The following is a 22,572-nucleotide window of genomic DNA, read 5'->3' on the forward strand; positions in this document are numbered from 1 at the left end:
ACCGATGTCGGCTCAGAAGATAACCACCCGCCGGGGCTTCTGCCCGGGCGGGTGGTTGTACGGTCAGTTGCCTCTTGCTCTGCGCAGAACGCCCGCAGGTGGCAGAGTGCCAACCTCGGTCTCTACCGCTTCAGCCAGATGATTGAACCAGAACTCTTCGGTCGCGGTCTGGCGCCGACGCACGCCCAGCGGCATCTTGCAGATGCGCAGCTTCGCACGTTTGCAAAGCATTGCGACAAGGTGATCCAGACCCGCCGCGTCCAGCCAGCCCGCGCAGTAGACTTTGTTTCCTGCGGCAACAGCCACGGGCTGACCGTTGTCCGTCTCGATCAGAGTCTCTCCCTGACCATCCAGTGTTTCCAGGTAACCGGTGACGGCCCCGTCGACCTGCGCCAGCGGCAGCGGCATATCCGGTCGCAGGCTCTCGACTGCGGCAACGACAATATCTAGCCCGTCCAATGCTGGGGGCAGGGGGCTGGTCGGGATGTTGAAGTCCGCATCCCGCGCGCCTGTTCGCGGCCCATAGAGCACCTGAGCCGCCGCTGTTGCCAAGGCTGCGCGCAAATGGTCGGGGAGGTGCATCAGACCGGGTGCAAGGATCAGGGCGTATCCTGCAAAATCGCTCTGTGTCGGGGGAACGATGTCCACAGACAGGCCGGCCCGTCGCAGTGCACGGTAATGCGCCAGCACAAGGTAGAAATAGCTCAGACCCTGGCCATGTGGCTGCACGTGCCAGGCCCATTCGGCGTCATAGTCGAAGATCAGCGCCACGGGAGCTTGAGCCGGTGCCACCGCGCCCGCTGCGGCCAGTTCATCGGCAACCAGACGCGCCTCGACGATGGCAGGGGCATCTTGGCTATCGGGACGCAGCAGACCGGCGTGAAGTTGTTCCTGCGCAAACGGCGCCTGGCGCCAGCGGAAATAGCAGACCGCCTCCGCACCATGGGCAAAGGCCTCCCAGGTCCAGAACCTGACCATGCCGGGCAGCGGTGCGGGATTGTAGGGGGCCCAGTTCACCGGTCCGGGTTGCTGTTCCATCACCCACCAGCGTCCGCGCCCGACGGCGCGATAGAGATCATGATGGAAGGCCTGAAAATCAGGGTCGCCCTGACGCGCGTAGCGGCGCTGGTCCTCGGGGTTGGCGCCCACTCGATCTTCGAGAAAGCCCAAAGGGTAGCTGTCCCAACTGGCGATGTCGAGATCCTCGCCAACCTTGTAGTGATCGAAATCGGTCACCCGCCCCATGTAGTTATGGGCAATCGGCGCATCGGAATGGGCACGCAGAATCTCGACCTGATCGCGGTTGAAGCTCACCACCTGATCCGAAGAAAACCGCCGGAAGGCCTGCACATGCGCCGGGTTCGGTTCGGTCACGGTCAGGTTGGGCAGGCCGATCTGATCAAAGCGATCATAGTTCATCGACCAGAAAACATTGCCCCAGGCACTGTTCAACGCATGAATATCGCCGTCATAACGCGCCTCTAGCCAGCGGACAAAGGCGATCTGTGCCGCCGGGGAATAGCTGATTGTTGTGTCGTGGCAACCGTATTCATTGTCGGTCTGCCAGGCGGCGATACGGTCACCTGGGCCATAACGTTCCGCCATCAGGGAGACCATCCGCCGGGCTTCGGCGCGGTAGCCCTCGTGACTGAAACAATAGTGGCGGCGCGAGCCAAAACCGCGCGGTTTGCCGTCGGCGTCCAGCGCAAACATATCGGGGTGGCGGTCCACCATCCAGCGGGGTGGCGTAGCGGTGGGGGTGCCCAGCACCACCTTCAGTCCGGCCGACACCAGCACATCAATGGCGCGATCAAGCCAGCCCCACTGCAGATCGCCGGGGCTGGGTTCAATGCGCGACCATGAAAACTCGCCAATGCGAACCCAGGTGAGCCCGGCCGCAACCATGCGCGCGGCGTCCTCCTGCCAGATGTCTTCGGGCCAATGTTCGGGGTAGTAGCAGGTGCCAAGTGTGCGCTGCATGGAGATCCTCAGAGAATGACGCGGTGTTCGCGCTGGCCTTTGGCCGTTGTTTGAATGCGATAGGTCCTACCTGCAGCCGTATCATTCAGCCCGTCTGCGGCGGTGGTAACGAACAGCTCTGACAGGGTGTCCCCGCCAAGCGAAGGGCAGGAGGCCTGGGAGGTTGGGATCGGATAGATCTCTGACAGCGCGCCAGTCGAGGTATAGACAGCGACACGGCCGCCCCCCCATTGGGCATTCCAGAAGCGGCCTTCGGCGTCGACAATCGCGCCATCAGGGCCAAAATTCTGGTTGCTGAGGTCGAGGAAGACCGATGCCGCGCCAACCGGCCAGCCGTCTTTGGTCGCCAGAGGCTGGCGCATGATCTTGCCGGTCGTTGTATCGGTGAAATACGCGCAGGATTTGTCAGGGGCAAAACAGATGGCATTGGTGATGGTTTGCTGTGCGACCAGCTGGCGCAATTCGCCCCGATAGTAGCGGTAGATGGCGCCAAGGCCGGGTTCCGCTTTGTAGCCCATCGTGCCAATCCAGAACCCGCCCCAGGGATCTGCGCGCCCATCGTTGGAGCGGGTTAGCGGCTGATCGGCCTCCAGATCAATCAGATGCGTGCGGGTGCCGGTTTCGATGTCAAACCGCCATAGCGCACGGGCGCTGGCCATGATCAGGGTCTGATCATCGACCCAGCCTGCGGCGGAAACGCAGTCGTCGAACTGCCAGCGGATCTCCGTTTCTCCGGCAACGCTCAGCAGTTGTTTTTCAAGGATGTCGAACCAGAACAACTGTTTGCGTGTCGGATGCCACAGCGGACCTTCCCCCAGCGTGCAGCGCGTTTCGCTGAAGATCTGCGCTGTCATGGGATGGAGCGCCGGATCATGTGCCATCGAAGGCCTCGTCGTAGGCCGCGACGGTTTCTGCAGCGAGGAGGGCGACATCTTCGACAGGGCGGCCGGGTTTGTAGAGAGAGGACCCCATGCCAAAACCGGTGATGCCTGCCCTGTGCCAATCAGCAAAATCCGCAGGCCCGACACCGCCTACCGCGTAGGTTTCAGCATCAGCGGGCAGGACCGCTTTCAGCGCCGAAAAACCGTCCAGTCCCAGTTTGAAGGCAGGGAAGAACTTCAGACCATCAGCACCGGCTCGGAGAGCCGAAAAACACTCTGACGCGGTGAAGACACCCGGATAGGACAACATTCCTGCGGCTTTGGTTGCACGGATCACATCAGGGTTGCAGTCTGGCGAAACCACCATCTGCGCCCCCATGGCCGCGAGTTGAGCCACTGCGCCGGTGTTGAGCACCGTTCCAGCGCCGACTGTGGCGCGCCCCTTTGCCTGATCCAGCATGGCGGCGATGCTGTCATAAGGCTGGGGAGAGTTCAGCGGCACTTCGATCTTGGTGATACCTGCATCCATCAGGGCATCGGTCATGGCGCGCGCCTCTTTGGGGCGCAGACCGCGCAGGATGGCGATGATGTTACGGCTCATTGGGTTTGGCCTTTTTGCAGTTGGTCATATGCGGCGCATAGGCCCGCGAGTGTCAGAGATTCGGCGTCAACGCGACGGGGCTTGCACCCCAGCGCGGATAGGGCTGTTTCATAGCAGCGGGCCAGCGCATCTGTGCCGAGTATGGTGACGGATTGGTGGGACCAGTAGCCCCGGGTCGCGGCAAGCTCCGCACCGATCAAAAGCCCTGACAGGCGCGCTCTTCCGGTCTCCGCGTTCTGCCCGGACAACAGCGCATCCGCACGGATACGAAACAGCTGTGCCGAGATCGCAGCCGGCGAGGAGAGCGCCTTGGCCACGGCCTGTTTGAACGCCTTTTCGTCCCAGCCATCCTCAGAGACGCAGTGTCGAAGTACGGATTGGCCTTGCAGCAGTGCGAACATCTCGCCGGTCATGAAGGTCGAGAAGCTGCTGACCTGGCCCCGATCCAGTTTGACCCATTTGCTATGGGTGCCGGGCAGGCAAATGACCTGAGGCGCGGTCTGATTGCTGTCTTGTGCGAGGTACCCCGCAATCTGGGTTTCTTCCCCGCGCATCACATCCGCCGGATCGGTCGTCTTGATGCCGGGCAGCAGGTAAACGGTCAGGCGTTTGTCCTGTATCAGCGGTCGGGTCGCCTCGGCTATTCCCGGCGGGGGGCAGGGCGCGGTGGCATAAGGGGCCTCGGCCCAGCCCTGACGCGAACCTGCCATTCCGCAGCAGATGACCGGGACCGCCCGGACATCGCTGTTGCTGCCGGGCGCCAGACGATCGCCAAGCAGGCCCAGCAGTGTCGGTTCATAGTCCTGCGGGCCAAGCCGCGACATGCCGCGGTCAGAGGAGATGCGGTCGAGGACCTGATTACGGTTGTCCATCACCCACAGCCGCAGCTGGCTCGTCCCCCAGTCCGCCGCAATCCATGCAGGCGTCGGGCCAGCTGGCATCATGTCAAAGGAACGGTTGGGATCGGCCGTCATCCTGTCACCACAACCCCGCCATCCACCACCAGCGTCTGTCCTGTGATCATGCGGCTTGTTGCCGAGGCCAGAAAAAGCGTGGAGCCGACGATATCCTGAGGGGTGAGATGATCCTTCAGGCATTGGCGATCGAGATGGGCCGCAAGCGCCTCGGGCGTGGCCCATTTATCAAGCTGCTTGTCGGTCAGCACCCACCCGGGCGCCAGCGCATTCACCCGCACATGATCCGGCCCGAACTCGCGGGCAAGGCTGCGGGTCAGGCCATTGATGCCTGCATTTGCAGTCGTATAGGCCGGGTAGCCGCTATTGCCCATCATATAGCTGATGGAGGTGAAGTTCACGATTGACCCGCCACCGGCGGCCTGCATCCCTGGCAGCACAGCCTGACAGGCAAAGAAATAGGCCTTGAGATTGATCGCCTGCGCCCAGTCCCAAAACTCTTCGTCCACATCCAGCGTGGCGTGGCGCTGATCGTTGGCGGCGTTGTTCACCAGCGTGGTGATCGGGCCATGTGCCTCTGCCGCCTGCTCAATCGCGGATTTCAGCGCCGGGATATCGGTGATGTCGCATTGGATGAACAAGGGGCGGTTGCCGGTCTCGGCTTCCATCCGTTGAACAAATGCGGAGGCATCGGAGCGTCCGACAAAGGCGACCTTGGCGCCCTGACGCAGAAACCCCTCGCTCAGCGCGGCCCCAATGCCGGAACCGCCGCCGGTGATGAAAACCGATGTGCCCTTCAGGTCCGGAAAGATTGCAGTATTGCTCATCAGTGGCTCTCCCGTGTGACGGGGCGGGTGTCTTTGCCCACGAGAAAATCAAGATCAGCGCCTTTTTCAGCCTGAAGGACGCTGTCGACATAGAGTTTTGCATAGCCGCGCGTGTAATGCGGCGGCTCTGGTCGCCAGGCCTCCCGGCGCGCGGTCAGCTCTTCCTCCGAAACCAGAAGGTCAAGCGTGCCGTTCTTTGCGCTGACCCGGATCCGGTCGCCGGTCTGGACCAGACCAAGGGGACCACCAGCCTGCGATTCTGGCGAGACATGCAGGATCACGGTGCCAAATGCCGTGCCGGACATTCGACCATCGGAAATGCGGATCATATCGCGTACCCCGTCGCGCACCAGTTTGCGCGGGATCGGCATGTTGCCGACCTCCGGCATACCCGGATAGCCCTTGGGACCGACGCCTTTCAGCACCAGGATACTGTCCTTGGTCACCGGCAGATCGTCCCGGTCGATGTTGGCCTTCATCTCTTCGATGGTCTCGAAAACATGGGCGACACCTTCGTGCTCCAGCAAATGGTCGGTCGCGGCTGAGGGTTTGACGATGGCGCCATTGGGGGCGAGGTTGCCGCGCAGGACACGCAGGCCCGCGGCCGGTTTGACTGGGGTGTCAAAGCTCTTGATGACATCATCGTTGAAACATGCGGCGCCCTCGGCATATGCTGTGATGTCGCCCCCCAGAACGGTGGTGTTGCTGCGCAGGTGCCCATTATCGGCAAGTTGCTTCAGCACGACAGGCATGCCGCCCGCATAGCAGAAATCTTCCATCAGGTATTTGCCAGAGGGCATGCAGTTCACCAAGAGGGGGATGTCGCTCCCCAGACCAAAATCATCCAGGGTCAGCTCCACCCCGACACGGCCAGCCAGTGCCAGAAGATGGACAACCGCATTGGTCGAGCCGCCAACCGCTGCATTGGCCATGATCGCGTTGATGAACGCATCGCGGGTCAGAATGTCGGAGGGTTTGAGATCTTCCTCCACCATTTCGACAATCCGCTTTCCGGTGAGATGCGCCAGCGCCATGCGGCGGGCGTCCACTGCTGGCAGGGCGGCGTTGGTGGGCAAGCTCATCCCCATCGCTTCGACGAGGGATGCCATAGTGGAGGCCGTGCCCATGGTCATGCACACGCCCTTGGATCGGCTCATCCCGGATTCAGCCGCCATGAAGTCCTGCAAGGTCATCTCACCCGCGCGCACCGCTTCGGAGAATTTCCAGACGTCTGTGCCGGAACCGATATCCTTACCCTGCCATTTGCCGTTCAGCATTGGGCCCGAGCTGACCACGATGGCAGGCAGATCGACCGAGGCCGCTCCCATCAGCTGGCCCGGTGTGGTCTTGTCACAACCGCCAAGCAGGACAACGCCGTCAATCCCATAGGCCCGGATCGACTCTTCCACATCCATGGCCAGAAGGTTGCGGAACAGCATCGCCGTCGGTTTCATCTGGGTTTCACCAAGCGACATGACCGGGAACTCAACCGGGAAGCCGCCAGCCTCCCAGACCCCGCGCTTCACCCCCTCGGCGAGATCGCGAAGACCGGAGTTGCAGGGCGTCAGTTCGGACCAGGTATTGCAGATCCCGATGATTGGTCGGCCGTCAAAGGCATGATCGGGAAAGCCCTGATTTTTCATCCAGCTGCGGTGGATAAATCCGTCTTTGTCCAGTTTGCCGTACCAGGCGCGATTTCGTCTGTCTTTGGTCATAGGCGTGTTCCTTCAATCACCCAGATCGACTGTGGGAATGTCCAGGGCAGGGTGATCCCTTGGTGCATCAGATATTGGCCGCTAAGGGGGGCGGTGCCGGTTTTCAAAAGAGGTGAACCGCGTGACAGGCCGGGGGCATCCTCGCGGTTCAGCAGGCTGATTTCATATAGTGTATCCGGCTCCAGCCCGGTCAGGCGAAGCGGGCGGGGCAGGATCTGTGCGCTGGCCTCACAAACCCCGGCAAAGACGACAAACCGACTGCCATCCTCTGCGCGCTGTAGCTCTGCGATTACCGCCGGATCGTCACTGTCGAGCCGCAGAATATCGGCCCGCTGCATCCAGTGGCGGTTGTCTTTCCACCAGGAAGTTACCTTGCGCAGGATGTCTGCCTCTTCCTCGGTCAGCTCGCTCGGGTCCATTTCAAACCCCATGTGGCGCTGCGCCGCGACCCAGGCGCGCAGGCGGATGTCTGTCACCCGGCCAGAGGTGTGGCATTTTCGGGGACCTACGTGGCTGCCGGTGACCACCATCGGCAGGAAAAGCGCCGCTTCATGCTGGATCCGCAGCCGTTCCAGCGGATCGTTGCTGTCCGAAAGCCAGACGCGATGGGTGCGCGATAGGATCCCAAAGTCTATACGCCCGCCACCCGAGGAGCAGCTCTCGAATTCCACCTTGGGGAAGTCTGCCCGCAGGCGGTCAAAGAGCGCATAGGCTGCCTCGGCCTGGGCGCTGTCCGGCTCGGGCAGGACACGGTTGTGGTCCCATTTCACATAGTCGATCGGGTGATCTGCCAGAACCGCTGCAATGCGGTCGTAGAGATAGGCCTGTACCTCCGGCAGGGCGATATTCAGTACCATTTGCTGGCGACCAAGCACCTGATCCAAGTCGCCCAGAACCCAGTCGGGATGGGCGCGGAACAGATCGCTTTCAGGATTGATCATTTCCGGTTCAAACCAGATGCCAAATGCCATGCCTTCGGCGTGGACATGGTCGATCAGTGGCATCAGCCCATCGGGGTATTTGCGCCTGTCGATCGTCCAGTCGCCGAGGGATGTGGTATCGTCATCACGTTTGCCGAACCATCCATCGTCCAGCACGAAACGTTCCGCGCCAAGGTCGGCCGCACGGGTTGCGATCTCGCAGAGCATGGCGTGATCGTGCTCGAAATAGACCGCTTCCCAGCAGTTGAAATGTACCGGACGCGCGCGCACAGGCTCAGGTGGTCGCAGGATCTCATCGCGCAGGTGGCGTTGGAAGGTGACAGCGCAGCCATTGATCCCCCGATCCGAGAACACCGCATAGAGTGGCGCCGTCTCAAAACGCGTGCCGGATGTGCGGCGGCTGCCGGTGGCGTGTCCCCACTGGATTTGGCGACGCCCGTCGGGGAGTTCCTCTGCCAGCATTCTATGGCCCCCTGACCAGCCGTAGTGGAAGGCATAGGCGGATCCTTGGCTGTTCGTGGCACCACTGCAGGGCACAATCAGACCGGGGAAATGCTCATGCCCGGTGCGCCCTGTGGGGTTGTCCCTTAGCCGCGCGCCTGCGCTCCAGGCGGTGCGGCTGGTCTGAAATTCACCGATCCAGCGGCCATGGAAGTCGATCATCTCATGACTGTTCTGAGGTGCCGGAAAGACCGGAGCGGAGAGCCAGTTCACGCTGACGGGCTGCTCCGAGGTGAGAGCGGCCTGCGCAGTGATCATGCTGGTTGCGGGCGTCAGCTCAAACTGTGCCTGATAGTGCAGGCCATTTTTGGCATCGCGGTAGTGGAGTGTGAGGGTCCGAGTGCCTTCCTCCGCCCGCTCGAAGGTGAAGCGTGGCAGCAGTGCCTTGCCCGCGCCATCCGTCAGCGACAGACCGGGCTGGCCGGGGAAGGTGCGGCGTGCCTCGGGGCAGATCGACAGCGGTGGCACCTGATCCAGCATCCCCCCCGTCACATCCATGCGCGAGGCGGCGGCGAGCATGTCCAGATCGGTTCCATCGGGCAGCCGCGGTCCCCAGTAGATGACCTCTGCCAGATCGGTGCCACGGGCGGCGAGGATCAAGCTTTGGCACTGATCCTGAAGCGCCCAGCAGCGGATGTCTCTCACCGTGCTCACTTCACGGCTCCCAGCGTCAGACCGGCGATAAAGTGGCGCTGCATCAGGAAGAACATCGCAACCGGCGGCAGGGCCGCCACGATGCTGCCCGCGCTCATCAGATGGTACGCTGCCCGGTATTGCGCGTTGAAGGAGGTGATGCCTGCGGTCACCGGCTGGCTCTCGGCGCCCTGGGTCAGAACAACTGCCCAAAAATAATCATTCCAGATGAAGGTAAAGATCAGCACGCTGAGCGCCGCAATTGCGGGTTTCATCAGCGGCAATACCACGAACCAGAAGATCCGCCATTCCGCGACCCCTTCGACGCGGGCGGCTTCGATCAGCTCAAAAGGCAGGGCGCGGATGAAGTTGCGCATAAAGAGCGTGCAAAACCCGGTCTGAAAGGCGATATGAAACAGCACAAGGCCAGTTTTGGTGTTGTAGAGCCCCATGTCCAGCGTCAGATCGCGTACCGGAACCATCAGGATCTGAAACGGCACGAAGTTGCCTGCCACAAACATGAAAAACAGCAGCAGGTTGCCACGGAATTTATACACGCCAAGTGCAAAGCCTGTCATGCAGGAGAGTGCTACGGCACCGATCACCGTCGGCACCGTGATCAGGACGGAGTTCAGTAGGTAGCGTGGCATGTCGGAGCCAAAGAAAACCTTGCCGTAATTGCTGGCGCCTTCAAACGAGCTCGGCATTCCCCAGTAGTTGCCGGTGGTAAAGTCCACATCCGGTTTGATCGAGAAGATGGCCACCGCGATCAGCGGCAACAGCCAAAGGACGAGCGCAGTCGGAACCAGGGCCTGATAGGTGGCCTGCCATCCGCGAGAACTGTTCTGAATGGGTTTCGGAAACATCAGCGGCCCCCTTTGTCGTCTTGGTACATGGACCACAGGAAGTAGGCGATGAAGCACAGCATGATAAGGAACAGCACCACTGCAATTGCTGCGCCATAACCCATGCGGAAGCCATATTCCGACAGGGCCTTTTCAAACATGTAGAACGACAGCACCCGGCTGGAGCCGAACGGGCCGCCGTTGGTCATGATGGAGATCAGATCAAAGCTGCGCAGTGCGCCGATGATTGTCACGACAAAGGCGACAAAGGTCGCCGGCCGCAGTTGCGGGATGATCACATACCACAGCATCTTGGCGCCTTTGGCACCGTCCAGCCGCGCCGCCTCGACCTGTTCGGGATCAACCGCATTGAGGCCCGTGAGGTAGAGGATCATGCAATAGGCCGTCTGCGGCCACAGGCCTGCCGCGATGATGCCATAGGTCACCAGCGTCGGATCCCCCAGCACATTCAACGGCCCAAGGCCAACCCAGCCCAACACTTGATTGAGCAGGCCAAAGGTCGGGTCATAGAACCAGCTGAACACCAGGCCGACAACAACTTGACTGATCACAAATGGAAAGAAGAACAGAGACTTGTATAGGCGAATGCCGGTTACTGTCTGATTGAGGAACAGCGCGATGAACAGGCCTGCCGGGATTGCCAGCAAATACAGCAGAAGCCATTTCAGGTTATTCCAGAGCGAGACCTCAAACGCGCGATCATCCATCAGCTCCCGGTAGTTTTCCATGCCGACGAACTGTGGATCACCGAGCCCGTCCCAGCGGTAGAACGACAGGTTGAAGCTCTGTACGATCGGGAAAATCACGTAGAAGAGAAAGAAAATCACGCCGGGCGCCAGAAAGAGCCAGGGCGCGAGGGTCTGACGATTGCGCCTTAGCCAGCTGTCACGGCTGCCTGATGCGCTGGCAGACGATCTGGTTTCTGGAGCAAGGTTCATCTCAGCCACGGGAATTCTCCCTTGTTTGTCGATTGATATCAGCCTGTCGACTGGGAAGGGCCGATACGGTTCAGCATATTGCGCGCTCCGGTCCGTGACCGGGCTGCGCAGGGCCGATAGGCAGATCGGCCTTGCGCGTTGTATTGGCCAGCAGCAGTGATCAGTAGACGCGCTCGCGGGTCTTTTCCAAACGGTTCAGGATATCATCCAGATTGTCCGGGAAGACCATGAACTCCTGGAAGCCCTCCATGGCAACGGAGGCCATTTCCGCTGGTGCATCGCGGTCAAAGAACTGCGCGATACCACCGGGCGCGTTGGCGGACAGCATCTCGAAGCCCTGATTGAGCATTTCGTCATCATCGACGGAGGACTTTGAGTTCACAGGCAGCTGGCCGAGTGCTGCGCCGCCGTTGATCTTGGTCTGATTGTCCGCCGAGACGACGAAACGCAGGAACTCGCGCGCGGCTTCTTTGTTCTGGGCGCCGGATGGAATGTGGAAGGTGTCGGTTGGTGCGTCTTCAGCCAGCTCGACATCGGGATTGATGGTCGGGAACTGGTAGAAATCCAGCTGATCGGTGCCAAGACCGGCTTCGCGCAGCGGTGCCACGGCAAAGTTGCCCATCAGATAGGCGGCGGCTTCACCTTTGACCATGAAGGGCAGGGCCTCCTGCCAGCTGTAGGACTGATGGTTGTCGATAAAGGCCCCCATGTCGATCAGTTCCCGCCAGTTGGCAAAGGTCTGCTTTACACGGTCATCGGTCCAGGCGACTTCACCATTGGTCAGCGCCATATGAAAATCATAGCCGTTGGTGCGCATGTTCAGGTAGTCAAACCAGCCGCCGGCCGTCCACAGGAACTTGGTGCCGATGGTGAAACACTTGCGACCTGAATCGAGAATCTTCTGGCAGTTCGCTTTGAAGGTCTCCCAGTCCTTGGGCTCTTCGAGGCCAAGCTCGTTGTAGATGTCCTCGCGGTAGTAGACGCCCCACTGGTAGTAGGTGTAGGGCACGCCCCATTGCTTGCCGTCCAATGTCATTGCGCCCTTGGTGGAGGCCAGCGCATCAGCGATTTCCGGCTCTGCCCAAAGGTCGGAGATGTCTTCGAACAACCCGGCAGAGACGTAGGGCCGCATCCGGTTTGCCGCATACCAGTTGGCCACGTCCGGTGGGTTGGCAGATAGGAAGTTGCGAATCTGCGTCTTGTAGGCCTCGCGGTCGATCACCGTCAGCTCAACGGTCAGGTTCGGGTGCATCGCGTCGAACTCAGCCGCCATCCCCTCCATTACTGCGCGCGGCGCAGGATTGGACATATCTGAGAAAATCTTGAGCGTGCCGCTCAATTCAGCCTGTGCCGCAGTGGCCAGGCCGAGGCTGAGAGCCAGGCCCGCAACTGTTCCTTTCAAAGTCTTCATGACGTCCTCCCTGTTGACGTGTGTCGTTTGGTTTCATATATTGGAACCAAATTCCAACTATTGAAACTATGACCGCGCTCGGCTAAGGATGTCAACAGTTACATCGGCCCCGCCCGATCAGAGAAAGGACAGTAATGGCGAAAGCTGCGCCCCAATCGCGAGAGACAGATGGCACCGTTGGCAAGGCTCTGGCCGTGTTGGATCAGATCGCTGAAGCGGGCCGCCCAATGCGGTTCGGCGAGGTGCTGGCGGCCTCGGATCACCCAAAGGCGACGCTGTACCGGCTGGTGCAGACGCTGACCAATCAGGGGATGCTGTCCTATGATGAGACCCATCAGACCTATGCTCCGGGTTTGCGCCTGGTGCGATTGGCTCATGCTGCCTGGCGGCAAAGCGCGCTGGCTCCGGTGGCGCGGCCCTATCTGGACAAGCTGTCACAGGATATCGGCGAGACCATACATCTGGCGCAGCTGGATCGGGGGCAGGTACTCTACGTCGACAAGCGTAATGCGGCCACACCGATTGAGATGTTCAGCCAGGCGGGCAAAATAGGGCCGGGCTACTGTACCGGGGTGGGTAAGGCGATGATCGCGTATCTGTCGCGGGAGGCGCAGCAGGATGCGATCCGCAGGCAGGCGTTTTTTGCCCATACGCCCAACACGTTGGCCACGCCAGAGGCGCTGATGGACGAGTTGCAGCAGATCCGCAAAGACGGCGTTGCCTTCGACCGTGAAGAGCATGAACCGGGCATCATCTGCATTGCCGTTCCGATCCTGTCGGAGGCGGGCAAAGTGATGGGCGGGCTGTCGATCACCTCCTCCGTGCAGCGTCGCTCGCTGGAGGAGCTGGAGACGCTTCGACCAGCCCTGATGACAACCGCCAAGGAAATCGCGGCAGCGGCCGAGACCTGGCAATTTCCAAATTAACCCGAGGGAGAGAACACATGACAGGGGTCACTCTGGCCAAGGCCGTCAAGAAATATGGTGACGTTCAGGTGATCCACGACGTGGACCTCACCATTGAGGACGGTGAGTTCTGCGTCTTTGTCGGCCCGTCCGGGTGCGGAAAGTCGACGCTGCTGCGGATGATCGCCGGGTTGGAGGAGACCAGCAGCGGCAGCATCCATATCGGTGAGCGGGATGTCACACGACTGGATGCGGCTGACCGTGGGGTTGCGATGGTTTTCCAGTCCTACGCGCTATATCCGCATATGACGGTTGAGGATAATATGGGGTTCGGGCTTAAGATGACCGGTCATCCCAAGGATGCGATCCGGGAAAAGGTGGCAGAGGCCAGCCGGATCCTGAAGCTGGATCAATACCTTAAACGCAAACCCAAGGCGCTGTCGGGCGGGCAGCGCCAGCGCGTCGCCATCGGACGTGCGATCGTGCGCGGGCCGGATGTCTTTCTCTTCGATGAGCCGCTGTCAAATCTCGATGCCGAGCTGCGCGTGGATATGCGGGTCGAGATCGCTCGGCTACACAAGGAAATTGGCGCCACCATGATCTATGTGACCCATGATCAGGTGGAGGCGATGACGCTGGCAGACAAGATCGTCGTGCTTCGGGCCGGTCGCGTCGAACAGGTTGGCAGCCCGATGAAGCTATACGCCGATCCCGACAACCGCTTCGTCGCGGGATTTATCGGCTCGCCGAGCATGAATTTCCTTCAAGCGACCGTTTCCGGCGGCGCGGTCACAGTACCCGCTCTTGGCGGCCGCCGGATCGCGGCCTCTGTCACGCTGCCTGAAGAGGGTGCATCGGTCCTTGTGGGATTGCGCCCGCAGCATCTCTCTGTCGTCGCCCGTGACAGCGATCTGATCCTTGATCTGCGCGAGCGGCTGGGCGGTGTGTCCTACGACTATCTACGCACCCCAACAGGCGAGAAGATCATTGTCGAAACACGGGGGGACGAGGCGCTGCCCGAAGGAAGCGCCGTCGCCTTGGATTTTGACGATGCTGACGCCTATTTCTTTGACGGGACGACAGAGCTGCGTCTGCGCTAGAAGGAGGAGGGCTGTCAGCGATGGTCCGCGGCTACAGTGACTGCATCCGCTTTGTCTTTCCCGACCATGCCGGGTTGCTGACGGCATCTGCGAGGGTTGCGGCGACATCGCCTCGTGCGGCGACGCCTTCGGGATCGACCTGCTCGCCGAACAGCAGGTCTCCGCTGCCGTCGCCATCAGTCAGACGTACTGGGCGCAGGATCGCGTAGTCCAGTCCCGACTGTTCCAGATAAACATCCGCGTCGTGTTTGGCCTGCAGGTAATGGGCAAGTTCGCTTTCGGGATCGGGATCGCCGGCTCCTATCGAACTAAGCATGACAAACCGGGTCACGCCCGATGATTTTGCAAGATCCACAAGCGCCTTCGCGCCATCACGATCAACCTTGTCCGTCATCTCGCGAGAGGTGTCGCCGCCAGATCCTGCTGCAAAGATCACACCGTCGCACCCCTCGCAGACATCCGTAGGCAGGTCGGTAAGGTCGCCGCGCCGCGTGCCAGTCCCGGGTGGAAGCGTGCTGGTATCCGACCCCTCCCGGATCAATGCGATGGGCTGATGGCCCAGGCGCTGGAGTTTTTCCACCACACGGCGGCCTGTATTGCCAGTAGCACCTGCGACAAGAACTTTCATAACGGTCTCCTCATTTCGATAATGGGATTGGGACAATTGGGGGGACACAGCAGGGCCACGTGTCAGAACGACGGAGCCATCGGTCCCACCTTCGCCACTGCGGCCTTGTAGCCATCCTGTGCCTGCAGATCGGTCCAGTAGCGCGCGACGCGCGGCGCATCCTTCAGCGCGCCAATCGCCGCCAGATTGGCGAGGATGTACGAGAACTGGATATCGGCGAGCGCGGCCTGATCGCCAAACAGCAAACCCGTTTCAGGAAGCTGCTGGGCGATGTAGTCCAGATGAAGGTCCAGAGCTTTCTTGGCCTCATCGCCAGCATCATCTCCCTTCAGGGCCGGCAGGAGCACGCCCATCGCAACGTCGGCGAAGGAGCTCTCGACGTAGTCGAGCAGCTCGTCGTGGCGCAATGCGTCTGCTGTCCCCGGAGCTGGTTGATGGCGGCTGTCACCATAGCGATCAGAAAGATACCGCAGGCAGGTCGCCGATTCCGCTATCTTCATGTCGGCGTCCTCAATCACAGGCGATTTGCCGAGCGGATGAATCTTGGCAAGGCTTTCAGGCGCCCTGAAGTTATCCGTGCGGTCGTAGGTTGTGACATCATAGGGTTGCCCGAGGTCTTCCATCAACCAGATCAGGCGAATGGCGCGGGAGTAGGCGAGGCAGTGGATCTTCAGCATGAGCAGCGTTTCCTTCAGAGTGGGTCAATTCCGCGCTCGGCTCAGATACTTGTCATGCCAGTGATGCGCGGTCACAAAAGAAAGACGGCATCGGTGCCGTCGTCGAATACTCAACAGCCCGGATCGCGATTTCGTTCCCGATAAAGCGCCCGCATTGTAGACTGCGATCCGGCGGATATCGGAACCCGAGCGGTGCGGAGGGCGTTTCGCAGCCAGGGGGGCAGCAGGACGAAACCAGCAAATCGCAGGACAGGAGGAGAAACAGTATGGCCGGAGGATGGACCCGCGATGGTGCGGTGAGTGAACAGATCGAAGCGTCAATCAGTGACGAGCTGGCGCGTCTCAGGTCGAGGCGCGCTCCTGTCGGTGAAAGCCTGACACATTGCGCCGATTGCGAGGAGCCGATCCCCGAACCGCGGCGTAAGGCGATCCCTGGCGTCAAACTCTGTATCGAGTGTCAGCAGGAACGCGACGGCGCCCAGCAGGCGCGTGGCGGGATCAATCGGCGCGGCTCCAAGGACAGCCAGCTGAAGTAACATGGTCCTTTCGCCGATTTGATCGCGCCGAAGTATCTTCCTCGCGCCATCTGCGGATGCTATATCCCGAGCCGGGCTCACAGGCGATGGCGTCGCCGCAGGCAGACTGCTCTGGCCCAAAACCACGCTCCTGTACGCCGGGACTTTCAATCGGGAGATTGAAGGCCCCGCCTTTGCCTCCCGAGATCAAGGGAGGCATCCATGGCCTGGTCGCCGGAAAAAACTGAAGTCAAAAGCTGGAATGAATGGGACACGCTGCGCCATGTGATCGTGGGCCGTGCCGATGATTGCCACATCCCGCCGGAAGAGCCCGCGCTGGATGCCAAGGTGCCGGAAGACAGCGACATGCGCGGCCAGTGGGGTCGCCGCCCGCAGGAAACCATCGACCGTGCCAATGAGCTATTGGACAATTTTGCCAGCCTGCTGCAGAACCGCGGTATCCGGGTGGACCGGCCGGTTTCGATTGATCATTCCCAGCCGATAACCACCCCGGACTTCCACACCGACAGCCAGTTCGGCTGCATGCCGCCGCGTGACGTGCTGCTGACTGTCGGCCGTGAGATGCTGGAAGCGACGATGTCCTACCGCTGCCGCTGGTTCGAATACCTGAACTACCGCCCGCTTTTGCAGAAATACTGGGAAGAAGACCCCAGGTTCCGCCACGAAGCCGCCCCCAAGCCGCGCCTCACGGACGCAGATTACCACCCGGATTACCTCAGCGAGAAGATCGGCGTGGCCAAGCGGCTGGAATGGGCGGCGGAGAAATTCTTTGTCACCACCGAGGAAGAGCCGCTGTTTGACGCCGCCGACGTGTTGCGCTTTGGCAAGGATCTGGTGGTGCAGCACGGCTTCACAACGAACCTCAAGGGCATTGAGTGGCTGCGCCGCCACTTCCCGGACCACCGGGTGCATACGGTGAACTTCCCGGGCGATCCGTACCCGATCCACATCGACGCCACTTTCACACCGCTGCGCCCGGGGCTGATCCTGAACAACCCGCAGCGCCGTCTGCCGGAAGAGCAGCGCGAGATGTTCAACAAGAACGGCTGGGACATCGTTGACGCGGCGCAGCCCGCCCATAACACCCCGCCGCCACTGTGTTATTCTTCCACATGGCTCAGCATGAACGTGCTGGTGCTGGATCCGAAAACCGTCTGCGTCGAGAAATCCGAGGTCTATCAGGCCGAGCAGATGGACAAGCTGGGCATGGAGGTGGTCGAGGTCGAGTTGCGCGACGCCTATGCCTTTGGCGGCGGGTTGCACTGCTGTACGGCAGATGTCTACCGCGACGGCGACTGCGAAGATTACTTCCCGCATCAGTGAGCAGTGGCGCGCCGTCAGCTACGGCGCGCCACTCTTCGACGGTTAATCTTGACCGTACTTGTCTACCGGGAGCAGGTCTCCAGTGCAGGTATCCTGCGGACCAGTTTCGCATGCGTTGCTAACCGTCGCTACTCAGTCGGTCCGGCTCGCTGTCTGAGGCTGTCAGATGCCGTATTTCTTGCGCAGCTTGCGGACCTGTGACGAGATCTTGTTCCCGGGCTTCACGCGTTCGGCGAACTCCTTCGTCGGCTTGTACCATGATTGGTCCTTGTCGCTGTACTTCCACAGCTGGCCCTTGCTGTCTGCTACATGGCGGAAGCATTCTTTGTTCTGATCCCCGGACCCGCCTTCGCTGCTGTACCAGAGCGCCTCATAGCACAGCTGGCCCTTTGAGGTTGCGTACCATTTTCCCAAGCCAACGCTGTCTTCCCAAACGGCTTGGAAGCTCCCGTCAGGCGCCCAATACGAGCCCCCTTTGCTCCAGATCCATGTCTTGCCGGAATAAAGCTCGACAACCGTTTGTCCGCTTACGCGGTTTTTCCGGTCAGGGCCCGCTGCGAAAACCGGCGTCGCTGCCAGGGCTGACACAATCGCCAAAACACAAATTTTTTTGAAAATAAACATTACTCATCCCCTCAAACTGGTGAACGGCGAAACTATACCATAAATTGTCCGAAAATCCGACAGTGCGGTTCCAGGAGTGTAAAGGCTTTTGCTGCCTGGGGTGACCGCCAACTGGCGGCGATTGATGATGGTTTATTCGCGCGGTAGGGCCATCCGCAGGATGTGCCGGGGGCCGGCAAGGCCATGGGGATAGATGCCGCCGGTGTCCTGAAACCCGCCTTTCTGATAGCAGCGAACCGCCGGAGAGTTTTGCAAATTCACCCTCAGCACCACTGCATGGCTGGCCGGGTACTGGGTCGGCAGATTGCTCTGTAAAGCAGAGACGGCTGTGGGGGCATAACCTTTACCCTACGCGCCGCGGTCGATCATAAGCGCGCGCAGGCCCAGCTCATCTGCCGAGGCGAAATCATAGGTTTCGTGTTAAAGGCGGTCGATCTTCAAGAACCCCAGCGCGCGGGGGCCGTCGAGGATGGCGTGAAAATCCACGCCGTCCTCATCTTCTTCAAAGGCCTGCGCCACGGTGCCAGAGAAGCGGACCTGATCCGGTTCCACACTTATATGGGTGACCAGATCAAACTCGCTGCACGCCACCGAGCGCAGGGTAATGGGCTTCACCCCTCCATCGCTTCCAGCTCATCAATCATCTCGGAGATCATGCTTAGGCCCTTGTCCCAGAAGGTGGGATCAGAAGCATCCAGGCCAAAGGGCGCCAAAAGTTCCTTGTGGTGTTTGGAGCCGCCTGCCTTCAGCATGTCGAAATACTTGTCCTCGAACCCTTCGGCCCCCTCGGCGTAGACGGAGTAGAGCGCGTTCACCAGCCCGTCGCCGAAAGCATAGGCGTAGACGTAGAAGGGGGAGTGGACAAAATGCGGCACATAGGTCCAGAAGGTCTCGTAGCCCTCCATGAAATCAAAGGCTTCACCAAGGCTCTCGGCCTGTACCGACATCCACAGCGCGTTGATGTCATCAGGGGTCAGCTCGCCTTCGGCGCGGGCGGCATGCAATTTGCATTCAAAGTCATAGAACGCGATCTGGCGCACAACCGTGTTGATCATGTCCTCGACCTTGCCTGCCAAGAGGATCTTGCGCTCGTTCTGGTCCTTGGCGTTTTCCAGCATCTTGCGGAAGGTCAGCATCTCGCCGAACACAGATGCGGTTTCCGCTAGCGTCAGCGGCGTTGACGACAACATTTCGCCCTGCTCGGCTGCAAGTACCTGGTGCACGCCGTGGCCCAGCTCATGCGCGAGCGTCATCACATCGCGCGGTTTGCCGAGGTAGTTCAGCATCACATAGGGGTGCACATCGGTGACGGTCGGGTGAGCAAATGCCCCCGGCGCCTTGCCCGGTTTCACGGCGGCGTCGATCCAGCCCTTGTCAAAGAACGGCTCTGCCAGATCGCCCATGCGCGGATCAAAAGCGCTATAGGCATCCATCACCATCTTGCGTGCTTCCTCCCATTTGACGGTGCGGGAGGTCTCCATTGGCAGCGGCGCATTGCGGTCCCAGACCTGCATCCGGTCCAGCCCCAGCCATTTGCGCTTCAGCTCGTAATAGCGATGCGACAGCTTGGGGTAGGCGGCCACCACAGCTTCTCGCAGGGCCTCGACGACCTCCGGCTCGACGTGGTTGGAGAGATGGCGTCCCATCTGCGGAGAGGGCATCCCGCGCCAGCGGTCCAGGATTTCCTTTTCCTTGGCCTGGGTATTGTGGACACGGGCAAAGATCTTGATGTTGTCGGAGAACACCCGGGCAAGTTCGCGCGCCGCGGCTTCCCGCTTGGTGCGGTCTTGTTCGGTCAACAGGTTCAGCGTGCCTTCGATGTTCAACTCTTCGCCGTCAACGGTGAAGGTGAGGCCGGCAATCGTTTCGTCAAAAAGCCGCTCCCAGGCGTCGCCTACAACGCCCAGATCATGCAGGAATTTCTCCAGCTCGTCAGACAGCTGATAAGGCTTCATCGCGCGAATACGGTCAAAAATCGGTTTGTAGCGGGCGAGATCGCTGTTGGCGGCGAAATGGGCCTCCAGTGCCGCGTCTTCAATCCGGTTGATTTCAAGCGAGAAGAACACCAGCGGCGTGGTGAAGATCGTTACCTTCTCCTGCATGTCGGACATGAATTTGGCGCGACCGGCATCGGTGGTCAGCTGATAATAGCGCAGACCAGCAAAGGACATGATCCGCCCGGCGATGGCGTTGATCTTCTCGTTGCGCAAGACGCAGGCCAGCAGACCGTCGGCATCCAGATCGGCCAGTTTGCCTTCGTAGTCACTGGCGAAACTGGCGCATTCTTTCTCCAGCCAGTTGAGGTCGCGGTCCAACTCTGCCGCATCCTCAGAGGTGTAGAGGTCGCTCAGATCCCACTCAGGCAGATTGCCCAGCCCATCCGGCCCGGCACCGCCCGCAGTATTGGCGTTGGCGTCTCGCATCAGGTCGCGGTCAAGGAAGGGAGCGTTGAACATCAGGGCACCTCGGGCTGTTGTGTGTCTTCTCCGACATCTAAGCGCGAGGGCTGGGGATCACAAGCAAGCGGCCCGCGTCGGGCGGCGATTTATTGGCCGGGCAGGGGGCACTGCGCGCGAGATTTTAAGAACGCTGATCGCGTCAGCCTGTCCGGGGTGAACCTAGTCTGCGTATTGATCGAATAAACGGGTGATCTTGTCAAAAATGGCGCGGCGGGTTTCAGCCCCTTCCATCATCACCTCATGCTGCGCCCCCTCGACCAGATCCAGTTCGCCGCCCGGCCAGCGCGCCATCCGGTCATGAATGGCTGCCGTATTGACGATCTGTTCCTGTGTGCCGAGGAAGGTGATGCAGGGCAGTGCGGGTGAGGGCATTTTCGCAAGGGCTGCACATTCTCGCAGGCTTTCGCCCAGCCATCGGACGGTCGGCCCGCCAAGCGACAGATCGGGCTGTGCCGCAAGCTGATCCTGCATCAGGCGGTACATCTCAGGATCATTGGTGAGCGAATTGCCCTCGAACGGGCTGGCCTGCACATATGGGGCTAGGGTTGTCGTCGGGGTCCGCATTGCGCCGATGCCGAACCGGTCACCCATAGAACTGAGCAGCCGCGCCACGGGCCGCAGCGCGGGCGGGATCTGAATTCCCCACATCGGCGCGGAAAAAATGCAGGCTTTGACCGGAAGCCCTTCCATGACTGCGCGCAGACCGATGGCGCCGCCCATAGAATGGCCGAGGACGAACCATGGTTTCGGCAGAGCGAGCCGATCGGCCAGCTCGACCGCCGCTTGGACGTCTTTCTGAAAATCGCGAAAGGCGACGACGTGACCCAGAAGCCGCTCCGGCAGCATCCTGTCCGCCAGCCCCTGGCCGCGCCAGTCGATTGCCAGCGTTGCATAGCCTCGGCTTGCCAGATCCTGGGCAGCTCCGCCGTATTTTTCGATATATTCGGTGCGCCCGGGAAACAGCAGTAACGTGCCCTTCTCAGCGCCCGCAGGGCGCCAATGGCCCACGCGGATGCGCAGGCCATCGCTGGTGCTCACCCAATGGGCCTGCCCGCCGTCTGGTCCTCGCGCGATATCGGCAAAGAAGGGAGCGGGGGTCAGATCCATCGGGCGCGCGTCCATCAGGCCATCGCCGATGCCAGTTTCATCGCGGTGCCCATGTCACCGTCGATGGTCAGCTTGCCGCTCATGAACGCGGTGGTCGGATTCAGTTCACCCTCGATGATGGACTGAAACGTCTCTGCGTCGGCGGTCATGGTGACCTCTGCCTCTTCGTCGGCGACGCGGGCCCCGTTCTGATCCAGCATGATGGTACCCATGCCGGTGATGTCGAATTTGGCGGAGCCGTCAAAGCCACCATCCATTTTTGCGTTCAGCGTTTCTGCTGCTTGGGTCAGCGTTTCGCTCATGTTCAGTCCTCATTTTGGTCCGCAGCCTGCAAATTTATGTGAAGGATGTCCTTCCCACTCTGGAAAACGCAGTCTGCGCGGTTACACTTAACCCATCATGGTTGCAAAATTCTCCAATCTCAAAGCTATCGTGGCGGCAACGTCTTTGACAGTCCTGTTTTCCGTGCCTTTGCAAGGTCACGCTCAGGAGGTTCAGGGCGAGGCGGACCTGCTGGCCGCTTTGTCCGATGCCGACCCGCAGGAAGCCATCGGTCTGGACAGATCCCTGCAGGCGCTCTGGAACAGTAGCGGCTCGCCTGCGATGGACCTGCTTTTGAAACGTGGCAAGGACGCGCTGGACCGCGGCGATACCCGGATTGCCATCGAGCATCTGACTGCGCTGACCGATCATGCGCCAGAATTTGCCATGGGCTGGTACGAGCGCGCACGGGCGTATTTCACCGCGGGCCTCTATGGCCCTGCCGTGGGCGATCTGGAGCAGACGCTGATGCTGAACCCCAACGACTACAATGCGATTTTTGCGCTGGGGGCGATGTTCGAACAGTTCAATGACCCGCAAAACGCCTATGAGGCCTATAAAAGGGCGCAGGCTATACATCCGCACCACGAGGCGATAACCAGCGCGCTCGACCGGCTGAAGACCGAAGTCGAGGGCAAAGAGCTTTAGGGCGGACAGTTGAGCTCGGTTCGGGCGTTGAGGGCA

General features: G+C 60.6%; 22 protein-coding genes. 5 read left to right on the forward strand and 17 right to left on the reverse strand.

The window, feature by feature from the left end; translation table 11 throughout:
* Nucleotides 1-63 precede the first annotated feature (63 nt).
* The 10 genes from VWY34_RS07920 to VWY34_RS07965 form a co-directional block, all read right to left on the reverse strand.
* On the reverse strand, nucleotides 64-1,980 hold the full coding sequence (locus tag VWY34_RS07920) for a beta-galactosidase (RefSeq protein ID WP_416545151.1): 1,917 nt from the start codon (nucleotides 1,978-1,980) through the stop codon (nucleotides 64-66).
* Nucleotides 1,981-1,988: 8 nt separating this feature from the next.
* Entirely contained in the window at nucleotides 1,989-2,834 is an 846-nt protein-coding gene (locus VWY34_RS07925) for an SMP-30/gluconolactonase/LRE family protein (protein ID WP_416545153.1), read from the reverse strand.
* A gap of 16 nt (nucleotides 2,835-2,850) precedes the next feature.
* Nucleotides 2,851-3,462 carry a 2-dehydro-3-deoxy-6-phosphogalactonate aldolase gene (locus VWY34_RS07930; RefSeq protein ID WP_416545155.1) on the reverse strand — a complete coding sequence of 204 codons (612 nt, stop codon included), beginning with the start codon at nucleotides 3,460-3,462 and terminating at the stop codon, nucleotides 2,851-2,853.
* A complete protein-coding gene (locus VWY34_RS07935) occupies nucleotides 3,459-4,436 on the reverse strand; it encodes a 2-dehydro-3-deoxygalactonokinase (RefSeq protein WP_416545157.1) in 978 nt (325 codons plus the stop codon). The genes VWY34_RS07930 and VWY34_RS07935 overlap by 4 nt, the downstream gene beginning before the upstream one ends.
* Entirely contained in the window at nucleotides 4,433-5,203 is a 771-nt protein-coding gene (locus VWY34_RS07940) for an SDR family NAD(P)-dependent oxidoreductase (RefSeq protein WP_416538446.1), read from the reverse strand. The genes VWY34_RS07935 and VWY34_RS07940 overlap by 4 nt, the downstream gene beginning before the upstream one ends.
* Nucleotides 5,203-6,918, reverse strand: a complete 1,716-nt coding sequence (locus VWY34_RS07945; protein ID WP_416545159.1) for an IlvD/Edd family dehydratase — start codon at nucleotides 6,916-6,918, stop codon at nucleotides 5,203-5,205. Before VWY34_RS07945 ends, VWY34_RS07940 begins: the two co-directional genes overlap by 1 nt.
* Entirely contained in the window at nucleotides 6,915-9,014 is a 2,100-nt protein-coding gene (locus VWY34_RS07950; protein ID WP_416545161.1) for an alpha-galactosidase, read from the reverse strand. The genes VWY34_RS07945 and VWY34_RS07950 overlap by 4 nt, the downstream gene beginning before the upstream one ends.
* A complete protein-coding gene (locus VWY34_RS07955) occupies nucleotides 9,011-9,859 on the reverse strand; it encodes a carbohydrate ABC transporter permease (protein WP_340544765.1) in 849 nt (282 codons plus the stop codon). Before VWY34_RS07955 ends, VWY34_RS07950 begins: the two co-directional genes overlap by 4 nt.
* Nucleotides 9,859-10,797 carry a carbohydrate ABC transporter permease gene (locus VWY34_RS07960; protein WP_340546288.1) on the reverse strand — a complete coding sequence of 313 codons (939 nt, stop codon included), beginning with the start codon at nucleotides 10,795-10,797 and terminating at the stop codon, nucleotides 9,859-9,861. Before VWY34_RS07960 ends, VWY34_RS07955 begins: the two co-directional genes overlap by 1 nt.
* A gap of 160 nt (nucleotides 10,798-10,957) precedes the next feature.
* Nucleotides 10,958-12,208: an ABC transporter substrate-binding protein gene (locus VWY34_RS07965; RefSeq protein WP_416545163.1), complete on the reverse strand. Its 1,251-nt coding sequence runs from the start codon at nucleotides 12,206-12,208 to the stop codon at nucleotides 10,958-10,960.
* Nucleotides 12,209-12,342: 134 nt separating this feature from the next.
* Between VWY34_RS07965 and VWY34_RS07970 the strand changes: the two genes are divergently transcribed.
* Together VWY34_RS07970 and VWY34_RS07975 are read left to right on the forward strand one after the other, a co-directional pair.
* Nucleotides 12,343-13,134 carry an IclR family transcriptional regulator gene (locus VWY34_RS07970; RefSeq protein WP_340544767.1) on the forward strand — a complete coding sequence of 264 codons (792 nt, stop codon included), beginning with the start codon at nucleotides 12,343-12,345 and terminating at the stop codon, nucleotides 13,132-13,134.
* 17 nt (nucleotides 13,135-13,151) lie between these two features.
* The gene (locus tag VWY34_RS07975; protein WP_340544768.1) at nucleotides 13,152-14,213 is read left to right on the forward strand and encodes an ABC transporter ATP-binding protein; all 1,062 of its coding nucleotides are present in this window, start codon (nucleotides 13,152-13,154) and stop codon (nucleotides 14,211-14,213) included.
* 31 nt (nucleotides 14,214-14,244) lie between these two features.
* On the opposite strand, the gene VWY34_RS07980 is transcribed toward VWY34_RS07975, so the two are convergent.
* Both VWY34_RS07980 and VWY34_RS07985 read right to left on the reverse strand, forming a co-directional pair.
* The gene (locus VWY34_RS07980) at nucleotides 14,245-14,841 is read right to left on the reverse strand and encodes an SDR family oxidoreductase (RefSeq protein ID WP_416538451.1); all 597 of its coding nucleotides are present in this window, start codon (nucleotides 14,839-14,841) and stop codon (nucleotides 14,245-14,247) included.
* 62 nt (nucleotides 14,842-14,903) lie between these two features.
* A complete protein-coding gene (locus tag VWY34_RS07985) occupies nucleotides 14,904-15,518 on the reverse strand; it encodes a glutathione S-transferase family protein (protein ID WP_416545165.1) in 615 nt (204 codons plus the stop codon).
* Between the two features lie 266 nt (nucleotides 15,519-15,784).
* On the opposite strand from VWY34_RS07985, the gene VWY34_RS07990 reads away from it, so the two are divergent.
* Both VWY34_RS07990 and VWY34_RS07995 read left to right on the forward strand, forming a co-directional pair.
* On the forward strand, nucleotides 15,785-16,054 hold the full coding sequence (locus VWY34_RS07990; RefSeq protein WP_340544771.1) for a DksA/TraR family C4-type zinc finger protein: 270 nt from the start codon (nucleotides 15,785-15,787) through the stop codon (nucleotides 16,052-16,054).
* Nucleotides 16,055-16,255: 201 nt separating this feature from the next.
* A complete protein-coding gene (locus VWY34_RS07995; RefSeq protein ID WP_416549002.1) occupies nucleotides 16,256-17,377 on the forward strand; it encodes a serine/threonine protein kinase in 1,122 nt (373 codons plus the stop codon).
* Between the two features lie 162 nt (nucleotides 17,378-17,539).
* On the opposite strand, the gene VWY34_RS08000 is transcribed toward VWY34_RS07995, so the two are convergent.
* The 5 genes from VWY34_RS08000 to VWY34_RS08020 form a co-directional block, all read right to left on the reverse strand.
* Entirely contained in the window at nucleotides 17,540-18,001 is a 462-nt protein-coding gene (locus VWY34_RS08000; RefSeq protein WP_340544773.1) for a DUF995 domain-containing protein, read from the reverse strand.
* A 420-nt stretch (nucleotides 18,002-18,421) separates the two neighbouring features.
* Entirely contained in the window at nucleotides 18,422-18,616 is a 195-nt protein-coding gene (locus tag VWY34_RS08005; protein WP_416544030.1) for a hypothetical protein, read from the reverse strand.
* On the reverse strand, nucleotides 18,613-20,457 hold the full coding sequence (locus tag VWY34_RS08010; RefSeq protein WP_416544031.1) for a M3 family oligoendopeptidase: 1,845 nt from the start codon (nucleotides 20,455-20,457) through the stop codon (nucleotides 18,613-18,615). Before VWY34_RS08010 ends, VWY34_RS08005 begins: the two co-directional genes overlap by 4 nt.
* Before the next feature lie 162 nt (nucleotides 20,458-20,619).
* A complete protein-coding gene (locus VWY34_RS08015) occupies nucleotides 20,620-21,582 on the reverse strand; it encodes an alpha/beta hydrolase (protein WP_340544776.1) in 963 nt (320 codons plus the stop codon).
* On the reverse strand, nucleotides 21,582-21,869 hold the full coding sequence (locus VWY34_RS08020; protein ID WP_340544777.1) for an SCP2 sterol-binding domain-containing protein: 288 nt from the start codon (nucleotides 21,867-21,869) through the stop codon (nucleotides 21,582-21,584). Before VWY34_RS08020 ends, VWY34_RS08015 begins: the two co-directional genes overlap by 1 nt.
* A gap of 97 nt (nucleotides 21,870-21,966) precedes the next feature.
* Here VWY34_RS08020 and VWY34_RS08025 point away from each other — a divergent pair, with 97 nt between their 5' ends.
* Entirely contained in the window at nucleotides 21,967-22,536 is a 570-nt protein-coding gene (locus VWY34_RS08025; RefSeq protein WP_416544032.1) for a tetratricopeptide repeat protein, read from the forward strand.
* The last annotated feature ends 36 nt before the right edge of the window (nucleotides 22,537-22,572 follow it).

The sequence above is a fragment of the Phaeobacter sp. JH20_02 genome (genome assembly GCF_048056915.1).
Taxonomy (GTDB): domain Bacteria; phylum Pseudomonadota; class Alphaproteobacteria; order Rhodobacterales; family Rhodobacteraceae; genus Phaeobacter; species Phaeobacter bryozoorum.

Bases quoted from the DNA above. Each gene is read 5' to 3' on its own strand.
- VWY34_RS07920 (WP_416545151.1), bottom strand. From the start codon at position 1,980: ATGCAGCGCACACTTGGCACCTGCTACTACCCCGAACATTGGCCCGAA.
- VWY34_RS07925 (WP_416545153.1), bottom strand. From the start codon at position 2,834: ATGACAGCGCAGATCTTCAGCGAAACGCGCTGCACGCTGGGGGAAGGT.
- VWY34_RS07930 (WP_416545155.1), bottom strand. From the start codon at position 3,462: ATGAGCCGTAACATCATCGCCATCCTGCGCGGTCTGCGCCCCAAAGAG.
- VWY34_RS07935 (WP_416545157.1), bottom strand. From the start codon at position 4,436: ATGACGGCCGATCCCAACCGTTCCTTTGACATGATGCCAGCTGGCCCG.
- VWY34_RS07940 (WP_416538446.1), bottom strand. From the start codon at position 5,203: ATGAGCAATACTGCAATCTTTCCGGACCTGAAGGGCACATCGGTTTTC.
- VWY34_RS07945 (WP_416545159.1), bottom strand. From the start codon at position 6,918: ATGACCAAAGACAGACGAAATCGCGCCTGGTACGGCAAACTGGACAAA.
- VWY34_RS07955 (WP_340544765.1), bottom strand. From the start codon at position 9,859: ATGTTTCCGAAACCCATTCAGAACAGTTCTCGCGGATGGCAGGCCACC.
- VWY34_RS07960 (WP_340546288.1), bottom strand. From the start codon at position 10,797: ATGAACCTTGCTCCAGAAACCAGATCGTCTGCCAGCGCATCAGGCAGC.
- VWY34_RS07965 (WP_416545163.1), bottom strand. From the start codon at position 12,208: ATGAAGACTTTGAAAGGAACAGTTGCGGGCCTGGCTCTCAGCCTCGGC.
- VWY34_RS07970 (WP_340544767.1), top strand. From the start codon at position 12,343: ATGGCGAAAGCTGCGCCCCAATCGCGAGAGACAGATGGCACCGTTGGC.
- VWY34_RS07975 (WP_340544768.1), top strand. From the start codon at position 13,152: ATGACAGGGGTCACTCTGGCCAAGGCCGTCAAGAAATATGGTGACGTT.
- VWY34_RS07980 (WP_416538451.1), bottom strand. From the start codon at position 14,841: ATGAAAGTTCTTGTCGCAGGTGCTACTGGCAATACAGGCCGCCGTGTG.
- VWY34_RS07985 (WP_416545165.1), bottom strand. From the start codon at position 15,518: ATGCTGAAGATCCACTGCCTCGCCTACTCCCGCGCCATTCGCCTGATC.
- VWY34_RS07990 (WP_340544771.1), top strand. From the start codon at position 15,785: ATGGCCGGAGGATGGACCCGCGATGGTGCGGTGAGTGAACAGATCGAA.
- VWY34_RS07995 (WP_416549002.1), top strand. From the start codon at position 16,256: ATGGCCTGGTCGCCGGAAAAAACTGAAGTCAAAAGCTGGAATGAATGG.
- VWY34_RS08000 (WP_340544773.1), bottom strand. From the start codon at position 18,001: ATGTTTATTTTCAAAAAAATTTGTGTTTTGGCGATTGTGTCAGCCCTG.
- VWY34_RS08010 (WP_416544031.1), bottom strand. From the start codon at position 20,457: ATGTTCAACGCTCCCTTCCTTGACCGCGACCTGATGCGAGACGCCAAC.
- VWY34_RS08015 (WP_340544776.1), bottom strand. From the start codon at position 21,582: ATGGACGCGCGCCCGATGGATCTGACCCCCGCTCCCTTCTTTGCCGAT.
- VWY34_RS08020 (WP_340544777.1), bottom strand. From the start codon at position 21,869: ATGAGCGAAACGCTGACCCAAGCAGCAGAAACGCTGAACGCAAAAATG.
- VWY34_RS08025 (WP_416544032.1), top strand. From the start codon at position 21,967: ATGGTTGCAAAATTCTCCAATCTCAAAGCTATCGTGGCGGCAACGTCT.